We start from the raw sequence: 15367 nt of genomic DNA, 5'->3' as shown, positions 1-15367 counted from the left end.
TTGTCGGTCAGGGTGTGTCGCATCGGTCTGTCCTCCCGTCGACCAAACGTGGGAGTGCGCCTCATGATCAGGTCGGCGTGACGAATTGTGGGGCTCGGCATCCGCGGGATGACCGCGATCCCCCACCGGACGAGCCGGCGCCTCATCTCGCTTGCACGCGACGGGCCAAACTTAGCACAGCGCTCGCCCGCCGTGCCACACATCCCTCTGCCCGGAGAGACTGAGCGCATCATCCATCTCGATGCGAGGCGATCAGCTTGGACCTTGTCATYGGCGCGGACTCCCGCGTTCGTGCCAATATCTGAGTCATCCCGGCTGCTTGGGCTGAGATCATCACGTTCCAGTGGAACTTCACTGCGCCTTCTCATAGGCGGCATATTGCTCCTCCGTCATGCCCGGCAGCGTCTGCACGAAGGCAACGGCGGCCCGCAGGTCGTCGTCGCCATGGCTGTCCGCGAAGGACGGCATGCCGGTCATCCGAACCCCGTTCTTGACGATCCAGAAGATTTCGGCGGCGGGTGGGCGAAGCGATGGTGACCGACGGCGGGTCGGCCATCAACGCGGCGGGGCTGCCGGGCTCTTCCCGCTCGATTGACAGCATGTCGAATATTGCTACGCAGGCCGGCGAGGGAACGTCCTCAGTCCTGTTGCGGGATTAAAATCTCCGGGGCCGGCCCGGCCCGTTTTTTGGTTCCCGTGCGTGACTAAACCCAGACCTTGGACATCAAGCACTGCCCTGCTTGTCCGGTGGTTCATCTCATCGGCGACGCTCTCTGTCCCGCAGGCCGCAGGGCCGGTCGCCTTCGCGCTGGTCGCCCTGGCTCTGACGGGAGACACGAGCGGCGGCGCAGCGATGATCCTGGCGATGACGCTCGCGCAAGTGGTCGGTGCGATCCCGATCACCCGGGTCGGCAGACGCTTCCCGCCGACGACGTTCCTGCGGCTGCTGGTGGTCTTCCGGACCCTTGCGCTGGCCTCCATCGCAGTGCTGGCTCACCACGGGGCCGCGTTCGGCTGGCTCGTCGCATTCTCAGCCCTGGCAGGGGCGGTGAACGGCGCTGCCTTCGGCTATCTGCGCACGGTGCTCAACGCGCTGGCGCCGGCTGCGAAATTGCCGCGAGCGCTCGGCATCTCGGCGACCCTCAACGAGGTGACGTTCGTCCTGGCTCCCGTGGCCGCCTCCGGGCTGGGCGGCGTCTCGCCGGTCTTCGCCGTGCTGGTTGTCGCGGCGCTCGGGGCGATTCCAGCCCTGCTGGTGCCGACGACCGCCGCAGCCGCAGTGGAGGACGCGCATCATCCCGATGCGTCCGTGGTGAGCCCGGCGATCCTGCTCTGGCTGATGTGCGCCGCCGCAGGTGGATCGACCGTGGCGGCGATCGAGATCGGCGCTGTCGCTCTCGCCCTGCATTTCGGCTACCAACCGACGCTCGCGATCCTGTTCACGGTGCCACTTTGCCTGGCTTCGGTGGCGGGCGGTGTCTGGGTCAGCATTCGCAACCGCATGCAGACGCGCAGGGCTGTCCTGATCCAGCTGACGATCATGACGGTCGGCTCCATCCTCGTCGCGCTCCAGATCTCGCTGGCGGTCACGGTCCTTGGCGCGGTCCTCGTCGGAATGGTTCTGGCCCCGCTCGGCACCTATTACTCGCTTGCTCTCGACGCGCTCGCCCCTCCGAAGAAGCGGCCCGAGGTCTTCGCCCTGCTTCGCACCGCGAACGCAACCGGCGTCATCCTGGCCAGCGCGGTGATGACGGCCGTCTCCCTGTCCACGGCCCTGATCGTCGTGAGCTGCCTGATGATCACGGTCGTGGTCGTCGTCGGCCTGTCCTCGCGCATCAAAACCTGAGGGTCGGCGCCCGCGCTTCACAGCTTCGGCCCGGCTCAGTCCTGCCATGCCGGCAGCCTCCACCCCTTCACGGTCGTTGTGGCCTTCGCAATCGCCCCTGCCCCGGCGCTTGGAGCCCCCAGCTCAGGGCGCGGGGGGCGTGTCCGGCCGGCGACGGTCGTGATCGTTGCTGGCGTAGTAGCTGCGCTTGTTCTCATACATCAGCCGGTCGGCCCGTTTCACCAGGGACTCCATGGTTTCGCCCGGCTCGGAGGTGGCCATGCCGAGCGAAAGGCTGAGCGCCGTGTCGCCATGGAACTGGTTATTGAGCTCGATCAGCTGCTGGACATTGGCCAGAACCAGCCCCGCCTCGCCCGTGCCGGCGCCCGGCAGCACCACGGCGAATTCGTCGCCGCCGATCCGTGCCGCGAAGAGCGGCTTGTCCACCGCCTTGGCGAGCACCTCGCCGGCGCGGCGCAGCAGATCGTCGCCAGCGCCATGGCCGCACTCGTCATTGACGCGTTTCAGGCCGTTGAGATCAACCAGCATCAGCGAGACGCGCTGCGTGCGCTTGCGTTCGAGACGGTTGAGCTCGTCGACATAGAAGCTGCGGTTGTAGAGCTTGGTCAGCACGTCGTGCTTGCCGAGGAATTCGAGATAGGCCTCGGCCTTGCGCCTTGCCGTGATGTCGGTCAGCGCGACCTGGACCAGCGACCAGCTCTGTTCATGGCCGGGCAGCACCGAGAACTGCAGGTGCAGGTAGAGCAAGGTGCCGTCGAGCTTGTAGTTCACCACCTCGCGCTGCTGGAAGATCTTGCCGTTCCAGAGATCGATGAGCTGCTCGCGGAAGGGGACGCGCATCTCGCCGCGAAAAGCCTCGTCGAGATTGTCGAGCAGATGCGCCTTGTCGTGCGCCGCGAAGAGCTCGAGCGTGTGCCTGTTGACGTCGATCACCCTGATCTCGTGCATGCAGCGGTCGATGAATTCGGGATGCACCTCGGTGAAGACGCGCAGATCCTCGATGCCCTGCTCGCGCAGATCGTCGAGCAGGGCTTTGACATGGCGGAAATCCTCGACCCAGAGCGAGACCGGCGAATGGTCGAACAGGCCGCGCGCATAGGCCTCGCTCGCCACCAGCTCGCGCCGCGCCTGCTCGCGTTCGGTGATGTCGTCGATGGCGACCAGCACCCGGTCCCAGCTCGCCTCATGTCCCGGCAGGATGCGCCCGTTGATCTGGACGTCGAGGCGGCCGCCCGACAGCGTGTAATTGACGGTGCGGCTGCTGAAATCGAGCTTGCCCTCCCAGAGCTGGACCAACTCGTCGACATGGCTCTTCAGCATGTCGGCCCGGAAGACCTGGTCAAGATTGGCCATCAGGTGCGCGGTGTCGTCGGCGCCGAACAGAGTCAGGGTCTGCTGGTTGACCTTGAGCAGGCGGATGCGGCTGGAGCAGGCCTTGACCCGCCCAATATCGGCTTCGAGGAAGGCGCGCAGATCGTCGACGCCCTGCGTGCGCCATTCCGCAAACAGCGCCTGGATGCCGCTATAATCCTCCAGCCAGAGCGAAACCGGCGCGAGATCGAACATATGCCGATCATCGGCGGCAACAGGGGTGATGGCAGGGGGCACGCTTGTCATCGACCATTCCAATTCCGGCTTGCCCGGAGGGCTCAAGCCACCGATCGCCGGGGCGGCCAAGCCTGATTCGTCAGGCGCCATGATACCGCAAGTTGTGGCGCAGGTTCGCCCGTCGGGTCGCTGCCCGATCGGCCTGCGCGGGAGCGGTCGTCACGTCGACGCCAATACTGGAGCATCGCCTGCTCCTGCCCTCTGTCCGCAGGGACCTGCGAGGCGCAGCCGGCGCAAATCGTCGATCTGAAGGAAGCCCTGGAAGCCCCGGCGGCGGCGACTTTCTGCGAACCCGACAAATCAGCCTTAACTACGATCCCGCATCTCACGCACAAATCGTCGATCGCACTCCAAAGTACATTTGAGGCTGTTGGCGTTCCGCGTTAGTATTTCTAGTGGAAACGATGATACTCGACATCGTTCCTGCTTTCAGCCCTTGCCTATGCGTTCCTTGCCTATGTCTTCTGGTGGGTTCACGAGGGCGTTCCATGTCGGCTCAAGAACGCGGGCTTGCCCGCCTCATGCTTAGGCTCCCCGCGTTCCGCAATCGCTTCGCGCGAATGCAAGCCCCCCGGTTTCGCGGCGTCTGCGAGGAGTACGACGTCATCTGGGAGGTGATCACCCACCGGTCCCAGGACCAACGCTGCGCGATGTTCAGCTTCGATGATTACTGCCGCCTCGCGGTCTCGATCGAGAGCGACGCGATCGCGATGGCCGAGGCCGTTTCCGATCCCGGCACCATCGGCATCCTTGGCGTGTGACAGCCGGACCGACTGACGCATCCCTCCCCGTGAAGGCAACGCCTGCCAGTATCCGCCAAACTTGGCACAGTCTGCCTGCGTCCGGGGAATCCACTTGCGACCCAGCTCGGACTCTCCTCCCCTCGCCTGGGAGCGTCCGGATGAGTGGTTTGCAGAAGTCAGGCCGGGTTCATCGAGGGGCCGGATCGCGCGCTTAAGCGGAAGTTGGGCCGAGCCCGTATACCGGGCAATTCGCGCATAGTCTCGCCCTTAGCGTGCGTTCGACACCGGGCGTGATGGGGCGCGAATGGCCTGAGCGACCGCGACGGCGATCTTTTGCGCTACGCCACTTTCGAGGTCGATGAGATTCCCGGAACGCAGATCGGCCTCGTAAATTGCGGACCAGATAATGGCTGATGTGTCTCGGTCGACGAGGCGGCTGGTAATCCTGAGTTTGCCCTCGCCAGCACGGATCATGCCTTCAAGGATGTGCCGGGCGTCGAAATGGCGCCGGGCCACGGACCGCCGCGACGCCAACGCATTGGAAGCCTCGCTTCGAACGACCGTCAACTCCCGAAAGGTCGCGAGTTGTGAAAGCACCTCTTCGGAAAGACCTGTCGCGAAAGCACCGGCTTCTGCGGTCGGGGAGAGGTTGGTGAAGGCCTTGACGAGAAGCGAAGGACCAAGGGGGCTTGTCGATGACGCAGCCGGTCGCGATTGGTCTATCATCCCGATGAATGCCAAGAGAGTGCCGAACACCAGTGCGGTAGCCGAGCCGACGAGCCAGGGGCGCCTGAGCCAATCGAAGAATGATGCGCGGGTTTGCGCCCTCGGCTGCGGCGTTGGGGCTGAGAGAGGCTGGGCAAGTGTCTGATCGTCCAGTCGCCAGGAGAAGCTCGGTACGTAGCTTCCTTTGGGAATTTCGATCAGGACGGGGTCTGTCTTGCCCTCAAGGAAATAGTAAAGCTCCAAGGCGCGCCTGAGCCGCCCGGCCTCGATACGAACGACCGGATCGTTCAGAACGTCGATGCTCGTATCCCGGCCGAAGACTTCKACAGCGACCGAATAGGCTTTGATGCGGTCTGCCCGCCCAGCGAGCGTCTGTTCAACCACGTAGGACAGAAACCGGCGTACCCGATCGGGCGCCTTGAAATCGCAGCTTTCTAAAATGCGGTGGAGTTGGGCGCGGATATCGGCTTCGCAGGGCCCCGACACCGGTTGGGAGGCCGCGGCATCAGAAACACAACTGGATGTCGCTTGGCGTTTCATGGAGTTAATCTCCCGCCCATCAGCTCTGGAACACTCATGATGCCCAGATAGACGCAGGCATCACAAGCCAAATTCTGATGATCTCCGAGTTTTCGATCCCCCGTCTCAATGTATAGTAGCGCTAACCGTCAAAGACGATCCTCTCGTTTAACKAATTTAAAGCCCCCCGAAAGAACCGGAATTTACGCTAACAGTTTGACACTGCGTCTCGCCTTTGACTTTCCGTCCCACGCAACTGCTCCAAACGCCCGCCCTCTTCGCGCGCCGAACTGGGCGGCACATTTGATGTCCCTAGGTACAATTTTCGCACCACTTCGATAATGGCAGGGTTCAACATCACGAGCGCTTGCTGTCTTGAAAGTCCAGGGGACCTGAAATGACAAAGATCAAACTTGCAATCTTCGCTACGGCGACGGCCGGAATCGCCTTCACCGGTCTTGCCGCGACAACGGAAGTCGCAAATGCCGTCGTTTATTGTAGCTATATTGGTTATCCCGCCGGATGCGTCGCGCGGCCCGGTGTGCGCCTCGTCGCTCGGCCCGTCGGGGTCGGAGCCGTCACCGCGCCTCGTCCGGGAAATCGCAACGGGGGTGTCAACAGGGTCGGCGTTCGCCGCTAGCGCCTTCCGGCGACCGAGCCGGGTTGCAGCGCTCTGCTATCAGGCGCCAAGCAGCTTGGGCGCATGACGTTAAATTCGACGACGCGATAGGTCAGCAAACCACCCTTTTGCGGACCTCGCATATCGATGCTTGAAGGTCGTGATGGGGTCGAGTCTCCCTGTTGGCGGCTTGGCCAGAAGGCTGGCAGATTGTCCCCGGACCCAGGCGCCCCCTGAGACCGGGGCCATGATCTTGGGCGCGGAAACCCCCGGCGCGGGCCGCCCGCAAGCTCCCTCCCCGGCCGACCTGATCACCACGAGCCGGTGCCTGCTCGTTCGCGCGGGACGGACTATCGAGGCCGACGAGGACGGGCCCGCCCCGACGCTCGGCGCCGTCAGGCTCTCGCTTGGCCGCTTCAGCGCTGCCGCAGAGATCGACGCCGCCGCCGCGGCCCTGATCGCGGGCTACCGGAGACTCCAGGCACGGTGACGCTTTGCCGGCCGGTTGCCTGAGGCGTTCCCGCTCATCGCTGGGACGCGGAACCAGACGTGATCGCCCGGCACGATCGCGTCCCCAGGGTTGCGAAGGTGGTGCTGGTGCCAGCCTGAATCAGGACAGAGGGCGGCCAGGGGGATCGCTCAGCGCGGCTCCGCCATGATGCCGTCGATACCGGCTGCCAGGGCCTCCCGCGAAATCTCGCCCGTATGGAGCGAGGCGAGCGTGCCGTCGCGGCGCAGGAACAGCGTCACCGGCAGCCCAGGCGCCGCGTAATGGCGCGAGAGGGTCATGGCGGCATCGAGCAGGACATGATCGAGCGTCAGCCGGTCGGCCAAGAGATAGCTCCGGATCTTCTCGGCGCTCTCGCCCTGGTTCACGAAGAGGAAGCCGACATCCGCCCGCTCGGCCGCTTCGCGCGCCAGCATCGGCATCTCCCGGCGGCAGGGCGGGCACCACGTCGCCCAGAGATTGACGACGAGCGGCTTGCCCTCGAAATCGCCGATCGAGCGGAGGGCGCCGTCCAGGGTGGCCATGCGGGTTGCCGGCGCCTGCTGGCCATAGGTCGCCTTCGTCAGCTCCAGCGTCACCAGTCCGACGAGGCCGGCGACGAGCACTGCCCCGGCTGCACCGGCGGCGAAGCGAACCGATCGACCGTAGAATGCKGTTACGAGCGCCATCCCGAGCAGCCCGGCGGGGATCGAGAATCCGCCTTGCCAGATCGCCAGCATGCGCCATGGCTCCTGCGCAAAGCTCGACCAATGCAGGACGACATGGCCGAGGCGGGCAGCGACGATCGCGGCAAGGACCGCCGACGACGCCCATGCGTTCAAACGCGCGTCAAACCGCCTGGACAGGAGCGCGGCTGCCATCGGCAGGGTCGCGATCGCGAGGATCGCGGCGAAGCGGTCCGGCGCGAAGACGAAGGGACCGATGCTGACGGCATTCATCCGATTGCGCTCCTGCTCTCGCGCGATAAGGCCGGCCGATCCGAGGGCCGGTTCCGGCTGCATCGGGCGGGCGCCTTAAGCCAGGCTTAAGCTCAGTTTCCTCTCGGGCTTCGCAGGCAAGAGAGCAAGGCATCGCTATGACGCAAGACGACATCCGGCAGGACAGCGGGCCCGCGAGCCCGATCCTGCATCGCCGCCAGGTCCTGCTGGGCAGCTTGCTGCTGGGCGGATCGGCCGGGGCGATCTCGCTGTTGCCGCCGCGGGCGCTGGCGGCTCCGCCGCCCTTCGTGACCGAAGCCGGCGGGCAATTCATCGAACTCGACCCGCGCGAGGATGTCTCGGCCATCTCGCTCACGGATTTCAACGGCCGGACCCGGTCGTTCGCCAGCTATCGTGGCCGTCCCTGTCTCGTGGCCTTCTGGGCGAGCTGGTGCCCGCCCTGTCTTCGCGAGCTGCCGATCCTGCATCGCCTGCAGCAGAGACGCGATCTCGGTTTCGCCGTCGTCCCTGTCTCGATCGACCGCGACGCGGCCGCTGCCCGACGGCTCATCGACCGGTTGGGACTGCGCGGCTTTGCGAGCTTCATCGACCGCGACGGCCTCGTCGCGTCGGGACCGAAATCGCAGGTGCAGACGCCCTTCCAGCTCTACGGGATGCCGATGAGCTATGTCGTCGATGCCAGGGGCAGGACGGCCGGCCATCTCGCCGGCGCGGCGGACTGGGGCACGCCGGAGGCGATCCGGTTCATGCACTATTTCGCGCGCGAGGGCTGACCAGGACGCACTGCGCCCGCATACTGGAGCCTGTTGGCTTCGGCGTCATGGGAGATGCCCGAAGAACAGGCGGACGAACGAAAGGACCGAGGTCTCGACCCGCACCAGGCCGCGCGGCGCGCTCGCCGTTCKAGGCCCTCCGCCTGGCATCAAAGTGCCATGGGGCAGGAACTTGCGAGACCGTCATCGGTTGAATGTTCGGGGGCTGTCGTCGACAACCTCCGACGACGTGGGATGGTTGCCATGATCGAGAGAGACGGCGATGTATTCCGTTTATTTTCAGAGGATTATCGAAGCTTTTCGCAGGAGGAGATGAGCCTGCGGGAATACCTGCTGGCCTGCCGCGAAGACAAATCGATGTATGCCTCCGCCCCTGAGCGGATGGTCGACGCGATCGGCGCGCCAAAGCTTTTCGATACGAGCCAGGACGAGCGCCTCGGCCGGATATTCTCCAACCGGACGGTCAAGCTCTACCCGTCCTTTACCGATTTCTTCGGCATGGAGGATACGATCGAGAGGATCGCCGGCTATTTCCGCTACGCATCGCAGGGCCTGGAGGAGCGCAAGCAGATCCTCTATCTGCTCGGCCCCGTCGGCGGCGGCAAATCCTCCCTCGCCGAGCGGCTGAAGAAGCTGATGGAGGAGCGCCCCTTCTACACGCTCAAGGTCGGGGACCGGATCAGCCCGGTCTTCGAATCGCCTCTGGGCCTGTTCCGTCCCGATCGGATGGGCGATCTCTTCGAGGACAAGTACGGGATCGCGCGGCGTCGACTGACCGGCCTGATCTCGCCCTGGGCGGCGAAGCGGCTCGACGAGCTCTCGGGCGATATCTCTGGGTTCAGCGTCGTCAAACTGAACCCCTCGCGCTTGCGGCAGGTCGGCATCGCGAAAAGCGAACCAGGCGACGAGAACAATCAGGATGTCTCGACGCTCGTCGGCAAGGTCGACATCCGCCAGCTCGAAAACTTCAGCCAGTCGGACCCGGACGCCTATTCCTACAGCGGCGGGCTGAACCGGACGACGCAGGGCCTGCTCGAATTCGTCGAGATGTTCAAGGCGCCGATCAAGGTGCTGCATCCCCTGCTGACCGCGACCCAGGAAGGCAGCTACAACGGCACCGAGAACTTCGGAGCCTTTCCCTACCAGGGCATCGTTCTGGCGCACTCCAACGAGTCCGAATGGCTCCAGTTCAAGAACAACAAGAACAACGAGGCGTTCCTCGACCGCATCCTGGTGGTCAAGGTGCCCTATTGCCTGCGCGTCACCGAAGAGCGGCAGATCTACGAGAAACTGCTGCGCGAGAGTGAACTGGCCGGCAGCCCCTGCACGCCGGAAGTGCTCGATATCCTCAGCCGCTTCTCGGTCTCGACGCGGCTGGCCGAGTTCGAGAACTCGCCGCTCTATACAAAGATGCGCGTCTATGACGGCGAGAACCTCAAGGAAGTGGAGCCAAAGGCGAAGGCCATCCAGGAGTATCGCGACGCCGCCGGGGTCGACGAGGGCATKACCGGCGTCAGCACGCGCTTTGCCTTCAAGATTCTCTCGCAGACCTTCAACTACGACACCAGGGAACTGGCCGCCGACCCGGTGCACCTGATGTACATCCTGGAAGGCGCGATCAAGCGCGAGCAATTCCCCAAGGAGACGGAAGCGGCCTATCTCGACTTCATCAAGTCGGAGCTCGCGACGCGCTATGCCGAGTTCATCGGCCACGAGATCCAGAAAGCCTATCTGGAATCCTATGGCGAATACGGCCAGAACCTGTTCGACCGCTACATCGCCTATGCCGACGCCTGGGTCGAGGATCAGGACTACAAGGACCCCGATACCGGCCAGCTGCTCAACCGGCAGGTCCTCGACACTGAATTGTCGCAGATCGAAAAGCCGGCGGGCATCGCCAATCCCAAGGACTTCCGCAACGAGGTCGTGAAGTTCACCTTGCGCGCCCGGTCCAGGAACAATGGCCGCAACCCGTCCTGGACCAGCTATGAGAAGCTGCGCCAGGTGATCGAGAAGCGGATGTTCGGTCAGGTCGAGGATCTGCTGCCCGTCATCAGCTTCGGCTCGAAGCAGGACAGCGTGACCGAGAAGCGTCACCAGGGCTTCGTTCAGCGCATGGTGGAGCGTGGCTATACCGAGCGCCAGGTCCGGCGCCTGGTGGACTGGTACATGCGTGTGAACAAGGCGGGTTGAACGCGGCCGGAGCGTGCCATGCCGATTTTCATCGACCGCCGCCTGAACCCGAAGGACAAGAGCCTGGGCAATCGCCAGCGCTTTCTGCACCGCGTCCGCGCGGAACTGAAGCGCAGCGTCCAGGAACAGATCCGGGCCGGCAAGATCGCCGATGCAGACGGGGCGCACGCCGTTTCGCTCCCGGCGAAGCGCACGAGCGAGCCGCGCTTCCGCGATGCCGGGGACAGCGGCCGGCGCCAGCATGTCCTGCCCGGAAACAGGCATTTCGCGCCGGGGGACAGGATGCMGAAGCCGGGCCGGGGCGGCGGATCGGGATCGTCGCCCGGCCTGGAGGATTCCKAGGACGATTTCCGCTTCGTGCTGTCGCGCGAGGAGGTGCTCGATCTGTTCTTCGAAGATCTCGCACTTCCCGACATGGTCAAGCTMAATCTCAAGGAGATCGTCGCCTTCAAGCCGCGGCGGGCCGGCTTCTCGGCGAGCGGCTCGCCGACGAACATCAACATCGCGCGCACCATGCGAAACAGCCATGGCCGCCGCATCGCCCTCCAGCGGCCCAGGCGCGAGGAGGTCGAGGCCATCCTGCGCGAACTGGCCAGGATCGAGGCCGACGAGCCAGGCGCCGCCGACGCCGACGTCGCAGCCCTGCGCGCCGAACTCGACCGGCTGGAGCGCCGGCGCCGGGTGATTTCCTTCGTCGACCCGGTCGATATCCGCTTCAATCGCTTCGACGCGCAGCCTCGGCCCAACGCGAACGCGGTGATGTTCTGCCTGATGGACGTCTCAGGCTCGATGGGCGAACGCGAGAAGGACCTKGCCAAGCGCTTCTTCGTCCTGCTGCATCTGTTCCTGAAGCGGCGCTACGATCGCACGGACATCGTCTTCATCCGCCATACCCACATGGCGCAGGAGGTGGACGAGGACACCTTCTTCTTCAGCATGCAGAGCGGCGGCACCGTGGTTTCCACGGCGCTGGAGGAGATGCAGCGCATCATCGCGCAGCGCTATCCCAGCCGGGAGTGGAACATCTACGCCGCCCAGGCGTCGGACGGCGACAACCTCGCGACCGACTCCAGGCGCTGCCTCAAACTGATGGATGGCGAGATCATGCGCCTGTGCCAGTATTTTGCCTATGTCGAGATCATCGACGAACGCGAKAGCGAGATCTTCGGCTCCACGGACAACGGCACCTCGCTCTGGCGCGCCTATCTCACGGTCAAGGAGAGATGGCCGAATTTTGGCATGAGCCGCATCGCTCGGGCCGCCGACATCTACCCGGTCTTCCGGCATCTCTTCACCCGCCAACCGGCGCAGTTGCGCAAGTGAGGGAAGCGCCGATGGCGAGGCAAACGCCCCGATCCGATCTGCTGTTCTCCGGCTCGGACTGGAACTTCGCGACCTTGTCGCATGTCTACGACGTCATCGAGGCGGTTGCGAAGGAAGAGCTCCGGCTCGATGTCTACCCGGTGCAGATGGAGATCATCTCCTCAGAGCAGATGCTCGATGCCTATTCATCCATCGGCATGCCGCTGATGTATCGCCACTGGTCATTCGGCAAGCACTTCCTCCGCCAGGAACTGCTCTATCGCAAGGCCGGTCGCGGCCTCGCTTATGAAGTGGTGATCAACTCCAATCCCTGCATCGTCTATCTGATGGAAGAGAACACCATGGCCCTGCAGGCCCTGGTGACCGCGCATGCTGCCCTTGGCCACAACCATTTCTTCAAGAACAACTACCTGTTCCAGCAATGGGCCGATGCGGGCGCGATCCTCGGCTATCTCGATTTCGCCAAGGGCTTCATCGCCCGCTGCGAGGAAAGGCATGGCGTTGCGGCGGTCGAGGCCATTCTCGACGCCGCCCATGCGCTGATGGAACAGGGCGTGTTCCGCTATCGCCGCCCTCCCCGGCTCTCATCCGACAGGCACCGCGAGGGGCTTCGCGAGCGGCTGGAATACGAAGAGCGTTCCTATAACGACCTATGGCGCACGGTCCCGCGCTTGGTGGACGACGCCAAGCCCGACGAGAGCGAGGCCTCGATCGCCGAACGGAAAAGGGCGCTCAATCTCCCCGAGGAGAACCTGCTCTATTTCCTGGAGAAGAACAGCCTGATCCTCCAGCCCTGGCAGCGCGAGATCCTGAGGATCGTCCGGGTGATCGCGCAGTATTTCTATCCCCAGCGGCAGACGCAGGTGATGAACGAAGGCTGCGCAACCTTCGTGCATTACACGATCCTGAATACGCTGTTCGACCGCGGCCGGATCAGCGAGGGCGCCATGCTGGAAATCCTGCGCAACCACTCGAACGTCGTCTTCCAGCCAGCCTTCGACGATCCCCGCTTTTCCGGCATCAACCCTTATGCGCTGGGGCTGGACATGATGCAGGACATCCAGCGTGTCGTGACCGAGCCGACCGCGGAAGATCGCGACTGGTTTCCCGAGATCGCGGGAACCGGAGACTGGCGCACGATCCTGCTGGACGCCTGGGCCAACCACCGCGACGAATCCTTCATTCGCCAGTATCTCAGCCCGGCCCTGATCCGGAAGTGGCGGCTGTTCTTGCTTTCGGACGCCGCGAACGACTCGTTCTACAGCGTGGCTTCGATCCATAATGAGCGCGGCTACGCGTCCATACGCACGGCCCTGGCCCAGAAATACGACATCGGGGCGAGCCATGCGGACATCCAGATCGTGGATGTGGACCTGCTCGGCCAGCGGCATCTGCGCCTGCAGCACAAGGTCAATGACGGCATCCTGCTGGAAAGCGCCGGCTGCGATGCGACGCTGCGGCATGTCCATGAGCTATGGGGCTATGAGGTCAGCCTGGAAGGCGTTGACGCGCAGACGGGGGGCACGGTCTTCGAACGGTCCAGCCGTCAGCTTGACGGATCGATATAGTTCATAGGCACCGGGACGCGCATTGTGCCACGCCCCCAAGGCCGCTGAGTCAGCCCGTTCCAACGCCTTCATCAGAAGCAGGTGCTCATGATCACATGAAGCCCGGATTGCGCGGCAGGTATCGCGTCCAGGTTCCATAGCCCTGCGACGCCATCAGCAGCATGGGAAAGGTGATGCGCATGCCCTGACTGACGGCAAGGCTCAACGCGCTTTCGCATGTGCTGGGCAGTAACGCCGATATTGTCTCGCTGGGCCTGTCGGCCGCTATCTTCAATGCCGCCGCAAAGACATCCCCGAGGTCGCCAACCTCCCTGACGGCGAGAGGTCCGATATGCCCGCTGGACGTGACATAGCTGTAGCCGAGACAATCGTTGCCGGCGCAGAGCAAGACCCCCGTGGTCGCCGGGTCATCGAGCAGGTAGCGGTGATGCTTCTCTCGCGAGACGCCGATCGCGCGGGAATCGATCTCGGCCAGTCTCTCCAGGGTCGCGGCGCTGCCGTCGATCGGGATGCTCTGCAACGCAGGCTCCGGCAGTCCCTCAATCACCCGCTCCCGCGTCGCACTGAGAAAATAGATCGGCATCTTTGGAAAGAGGCCATGCCGGATGTAGAGCCCCTGCGAGACCCTGTTGAAGGTAAAGGTGATCAGAACCTTGTGAGCAGCAGTTGATTTCCGGGCATGCTCCAGGCTCAACTTCATCAATTCATTGCCGATGCCACGTCCCTGCTGGCCCGGATCGACGAATAGCTGGGCAAGAAACCAGACATTCCCGCATACCCAACTCCAGGCGAAACCGAGAAGCTCACCGTCATCCTCCGCGACCCATAGGCCGTCGGGATCGTCCTTGAGTGAAAACAGCTGAAAATTGGGAGCGCTCGACGTCGCCATCGGACCGAAACCATGGCGCGTGGTCAGATCATTGATGCTGGCAACGACGAGGGCATCAGCCGTCGCCAAATCCTGCGCGCGGGCCGGCCTGTAGACGAGTGACATGGGACAGCTCCGTCAGAGCAATTCAGATCAGTCTTGGCATCGAATCTCCGGCTGACAAGGCCAATGCCATCGCGCTGCCGCAGGCCCGCTCTTTCGCGCGCCTGCTTGATGGCTGAGTTGGTCGTGCGCCCTTCCCGGCCGRCCTGACCGTCAAAAGCCCGTGCGCGCCTTGAGCCCGGCGCAATGGCGCCACGCGTGCCGCCCGGGGGAGAACGCTTGCGCCGCACCGAGGCTGAAGGCAGACGTGGCGCAGTTCTGAAGGTCATGAAGACCGCATGATGAGGAAATGCCAGTGCAGCGCGATCACGCCTCTGAAATTGCCGCGATCACCCACCATCCGGCCTTCAAGGAGGCGGTCAGGGTGCTCGAGGCCGAGCATGACCGCACCATTGCCGACATCATCACGCTGACCGAGATTCCCGCGCCCCCCTTCAAGGAGGAGAAGCGCGCCGCCGCCTATCTGGAGATGCTGCAGGCGCATGGCCTGGAGGATGTCGAGCAGGACGAGATCGGCAATGTGATGGGCCTCCGGCGCGGCACCGGCAACGGCGGATTGATCGTGGTCGCCGCGCATCTCGATACGGTTTTCCCTGAGGGAACCGATGTCACCGTGCGCCGCGAGGGCACGAAGCTCTATGCGCCGGGCGTGGGCGACGACACCCGCAGCCTTGCCGTGCTCCTGGCCTTCGTGCGCGCGATGGACGCCGCCGGCGTCCGGACCCGCAATGATATCCTGTTCGTGGGCGATGTCGGCGAGGAAGGGCTCGGCGACCTGCGCGGCGTCCGCCATCTCTTCAGCAAGGGCCGGTATCGCGACAAGATCGCAGCCTTCATCACCGTCGACAGTCCGCAGGTGGAGAAGGTCGTCGTCGGCGGCGTCGGCTCGAAGCGCTATTCCGTCAGGTTCAAGGGGCCGGGCGGGCACAGCTTCCAGGCCTTCGGCATCGTCAACCCGATGTATGCCATGGCCCAGGCGATCGTGGAGCTTGGCCGCATCCAGGTGCCGGCG

Annotated in this window: 13 protein-coding genes; 8 read left to right on the top strand and 5 right to left on the bottom strand. The window is 64.0% G+C overall.

Features of this window, described 5'->3' with window-relative positions; all coding sequences use genetic code 11:
* Nucleotides 1-351: 351 nt before the first annotated feature.
* Nucleotides 352-507 (bottom strand): c-type cytochrome, encoded by a 156-nt coding sequence (locus AC1DJT_RS22955; RefSeq protein WP_441493704.1) that lies wholly within the window; start codon nt 505-507, stop codon nt 352-354.
* Nucleotides 508-700: 193 nt separating this feature from the next.
* Here AC1DJT_RS22955 and AC1DJT_RS22950 point away from each other — a divergent pair, with 193 nt between their 5' ends.
* Nucleotides 701-1846: an MFS transporter gene (locus tag AC1DJT_RS22950; protein ID WP_476770282.1), complete on the top strand. Its 1146-nt coding sequence runs from the start codon at nt 701-703 to the stop codon at nt 1844-1846.
* A 123-nt stretch (nt 1847-1969) separates the two neighbouring features.
* On the opposite strand, the gene AC1DJT_RS22945 is transcribed toward AC1DJT_RS22950, so the two are convergent.
* Complete coding sequence (locus AC1DJT_RS22945; protein WP_476770281.1) at nt 1970-3463, bottom strand: sensor domain-containing diguanylate cyclase; 1494 nt, start codon at nt 3461-3463, stop codon at nt 1970-1972.
* A gap of 479 nt (nt 3464-3942) precedes the next feature.
* Here AC1DJT_RS22945 and AC1DJT_RS22940 point away from each other — a divergent pair, with 479 nt between their 5' ends.
* Nucleotides 3943-4215, top strand: coding sequence for a hypothetical protein (locus tag AC1DJT_RS22940; RefSeq protein WP_476770280.1), 273 nt, complete (start codon nt 3943-3945; stop codon nt 4213-4215).
* Between the two features lie 249 nt (nt 4216-4464).
* Here AC1DJT_RS22940 and AC1DJT_RS22935 read toward each other — a convergent pair whose 3' ends face one another.
* Nucleotides 4465-5463, bottom strand: coding sequence for a hypothetical protein (locus AC1DJT_RS22935; protein ID WP_441508279.1), 999 nt, complete (start codon nt 5461-5463; stop codon nt 4465-4467).
* Between the two features lie 845 nt (nt 5464-6308).
* Here AC1DJT_RS22935 and AC1DJT_RS22930 point away from each other — a divergent pair.
* A complete protein-coding gene (locus AC1DJT_RS22930; RefSeq protein ID WP_476770738.1) occupies nt 6309-6551 on the top strand; it encodes a hypothetical protein in 243 nt (80 codons plus the stop codon).
* Between the two features lie 149 nt (nt 6552-6700).
* Here the strand turns inward: AC1DJT_RS22930 and AC1DJT_RS22925 are convergent, their stop codons facing one another.
* A complete protein-coding gene (locus tag AC1DJT_RS22925; RefSeq protein ID WP_476834929.1) occupies nt 6701-7507 on the bottom strand; it encodes a prolipoprotein diacylglyceryl transferase family protein in 807 nt (268 codons plus the stop codon).
* Between the two features lie 137 nt (nt 7508-7644).
* Between AC1DJT_RS22925 and AC1DJT_RS22920 the strand changes: the two genes are divergently transcribed.
* The 4 genes from AC1DJT_RS22920 (at nt 7645) to AC1DJT_RS22905 (ending at nt 13364) form a co-directional block, all read left to right on the top strand.
* Nucleotides 7645-8280 carry a TlpA family protein disulfide reductase gene (locus tag AC1DJT_RS22920; protein WP_476770736.1) on the top strand — a complete coding sequence of 212 codons (636 nt, stop codon included), beginning with the start codon at nt 7645-7647 and terminating at the stop codon, nt 8278-8280.
* A gap of 243 nt (nt 8281-8523) precedes the next feature.
* Nucleotides 8524-10473, top strand: coding sequence for a PrkA family serine protein kinase (locus AC1DJT_RS22915; RefSeq protein WP_476834928.1), 1950 nt, complete (start codon nt 8524-8526; stop codon nt 10471-10473).
* A gap of 18 nt (nt 10474-10491) precedes the next feature.
* Nucleotides 10492-11796, top strand: a complete 1305-nt coding sequence (locus tag AC1DJT_RS22910; RefSeq protein ID WP_476834927.1) for a YeaH/YhbH family protein — start codon at nt 10492-10494, stop codon at nt 11794-11796.
* Nucleotides 11797-11807: 11 nt separating this feature from the next.
* Nucleotides 11808-13364 carry a SpoVR family protein gene (locus AC1DJT_RS22905; protein WP_476832559.1) on the top strand — a complete coding sequence of 519 codons (1557 nt, stop codon included), beginning with the start codon at nt 11808-11810 and terminating at the stop codon, nt 13362-13364.
* A gap of 91 nt (nt 13365-13455) precedes the next feature.
* Here the strand turns inward: AC1DJT_RS22905 and AC1DJT_RS22900 are convergent, their stop codons facing one another.
* Nucleotides 13456-14358, bottom strand: coding sequence for a GNAT family N-acetyltransferase (locus tag AC1DJT_RS22900; RefSeq protein ID WP_476770732.1), 903 nt, complete (start codon nt 14356-14358; stop codon nt 13456-13458).
* 292 nt (nt 14359-14650) lie between these two features.
* On the opposite strand from AC1DJT_RS22900, the gene AC1DJT_RS22895 reads away from it, so the two are divergent.
* Nucleotides 14651-15367, top strand: a 717-nt coding sequence (locus AC1DJT_RS22895) for a M20/M25/M40 family metallo-hydrolase (RefSeq protein WP_476834926.1), incomplete at its 3' end; no start/stop codon positions are given.

The organism is Allobosea sp. 05T422_2, assembly GCF_056396265.1.
This window is presented reverse-complemented; position numbering and strand designations above follow the sequence as displayed.

Excerpts from the sequence above, each read along its gene's own strand:
- AC1DJT_RS22945 (WP_476770281.1), bottom strand. The coding sequence starts at position 3,463 with ATGACAAGCGTGCCCCCTGCCATCACCCCTGTTGCCGCCGATGATCGG.
- AC1DJT_RS22940 (WP_476770280.1), top strand. The coding sequence starts at position 3,943 with ATGTCGGCTCAAGAACGCGGGCTTGCCCGCCTCATGCTTAGGCTCCCC.
- AC1DJT_RS22930 (WP_476770738.1), top strand. The coding sequence starts at position 6,309 with ATGATCTTGGGCGCGGAAACCCCCGGCGCGGGCCGCCCGCAAGCTCCC.
- AC1DJT_RS22920 (WP_476770736.1), top strand. The coding sequence starts at position 7,645 with ATGACGCAAGACGACATCCGGCAGGACAGCGGGCCCGCGAGCCCGATC.
- AC1DJT_RS22905 (WP_476832559.1), top strand. The coding sequence starts at position 11,808 with ATGGCGAGGCAAACGCCCCGATCCGATCTGCTGTTCTCCGGCTCGGAC.
- AC1DJT_RS22900 (WP_476770732.1), bottom strand. The coding sequence starts at position 14,358 with ATGTCACTCGTCTACAGGCCGGCCCGCGCGCAGGATTTGGCGACGGCT.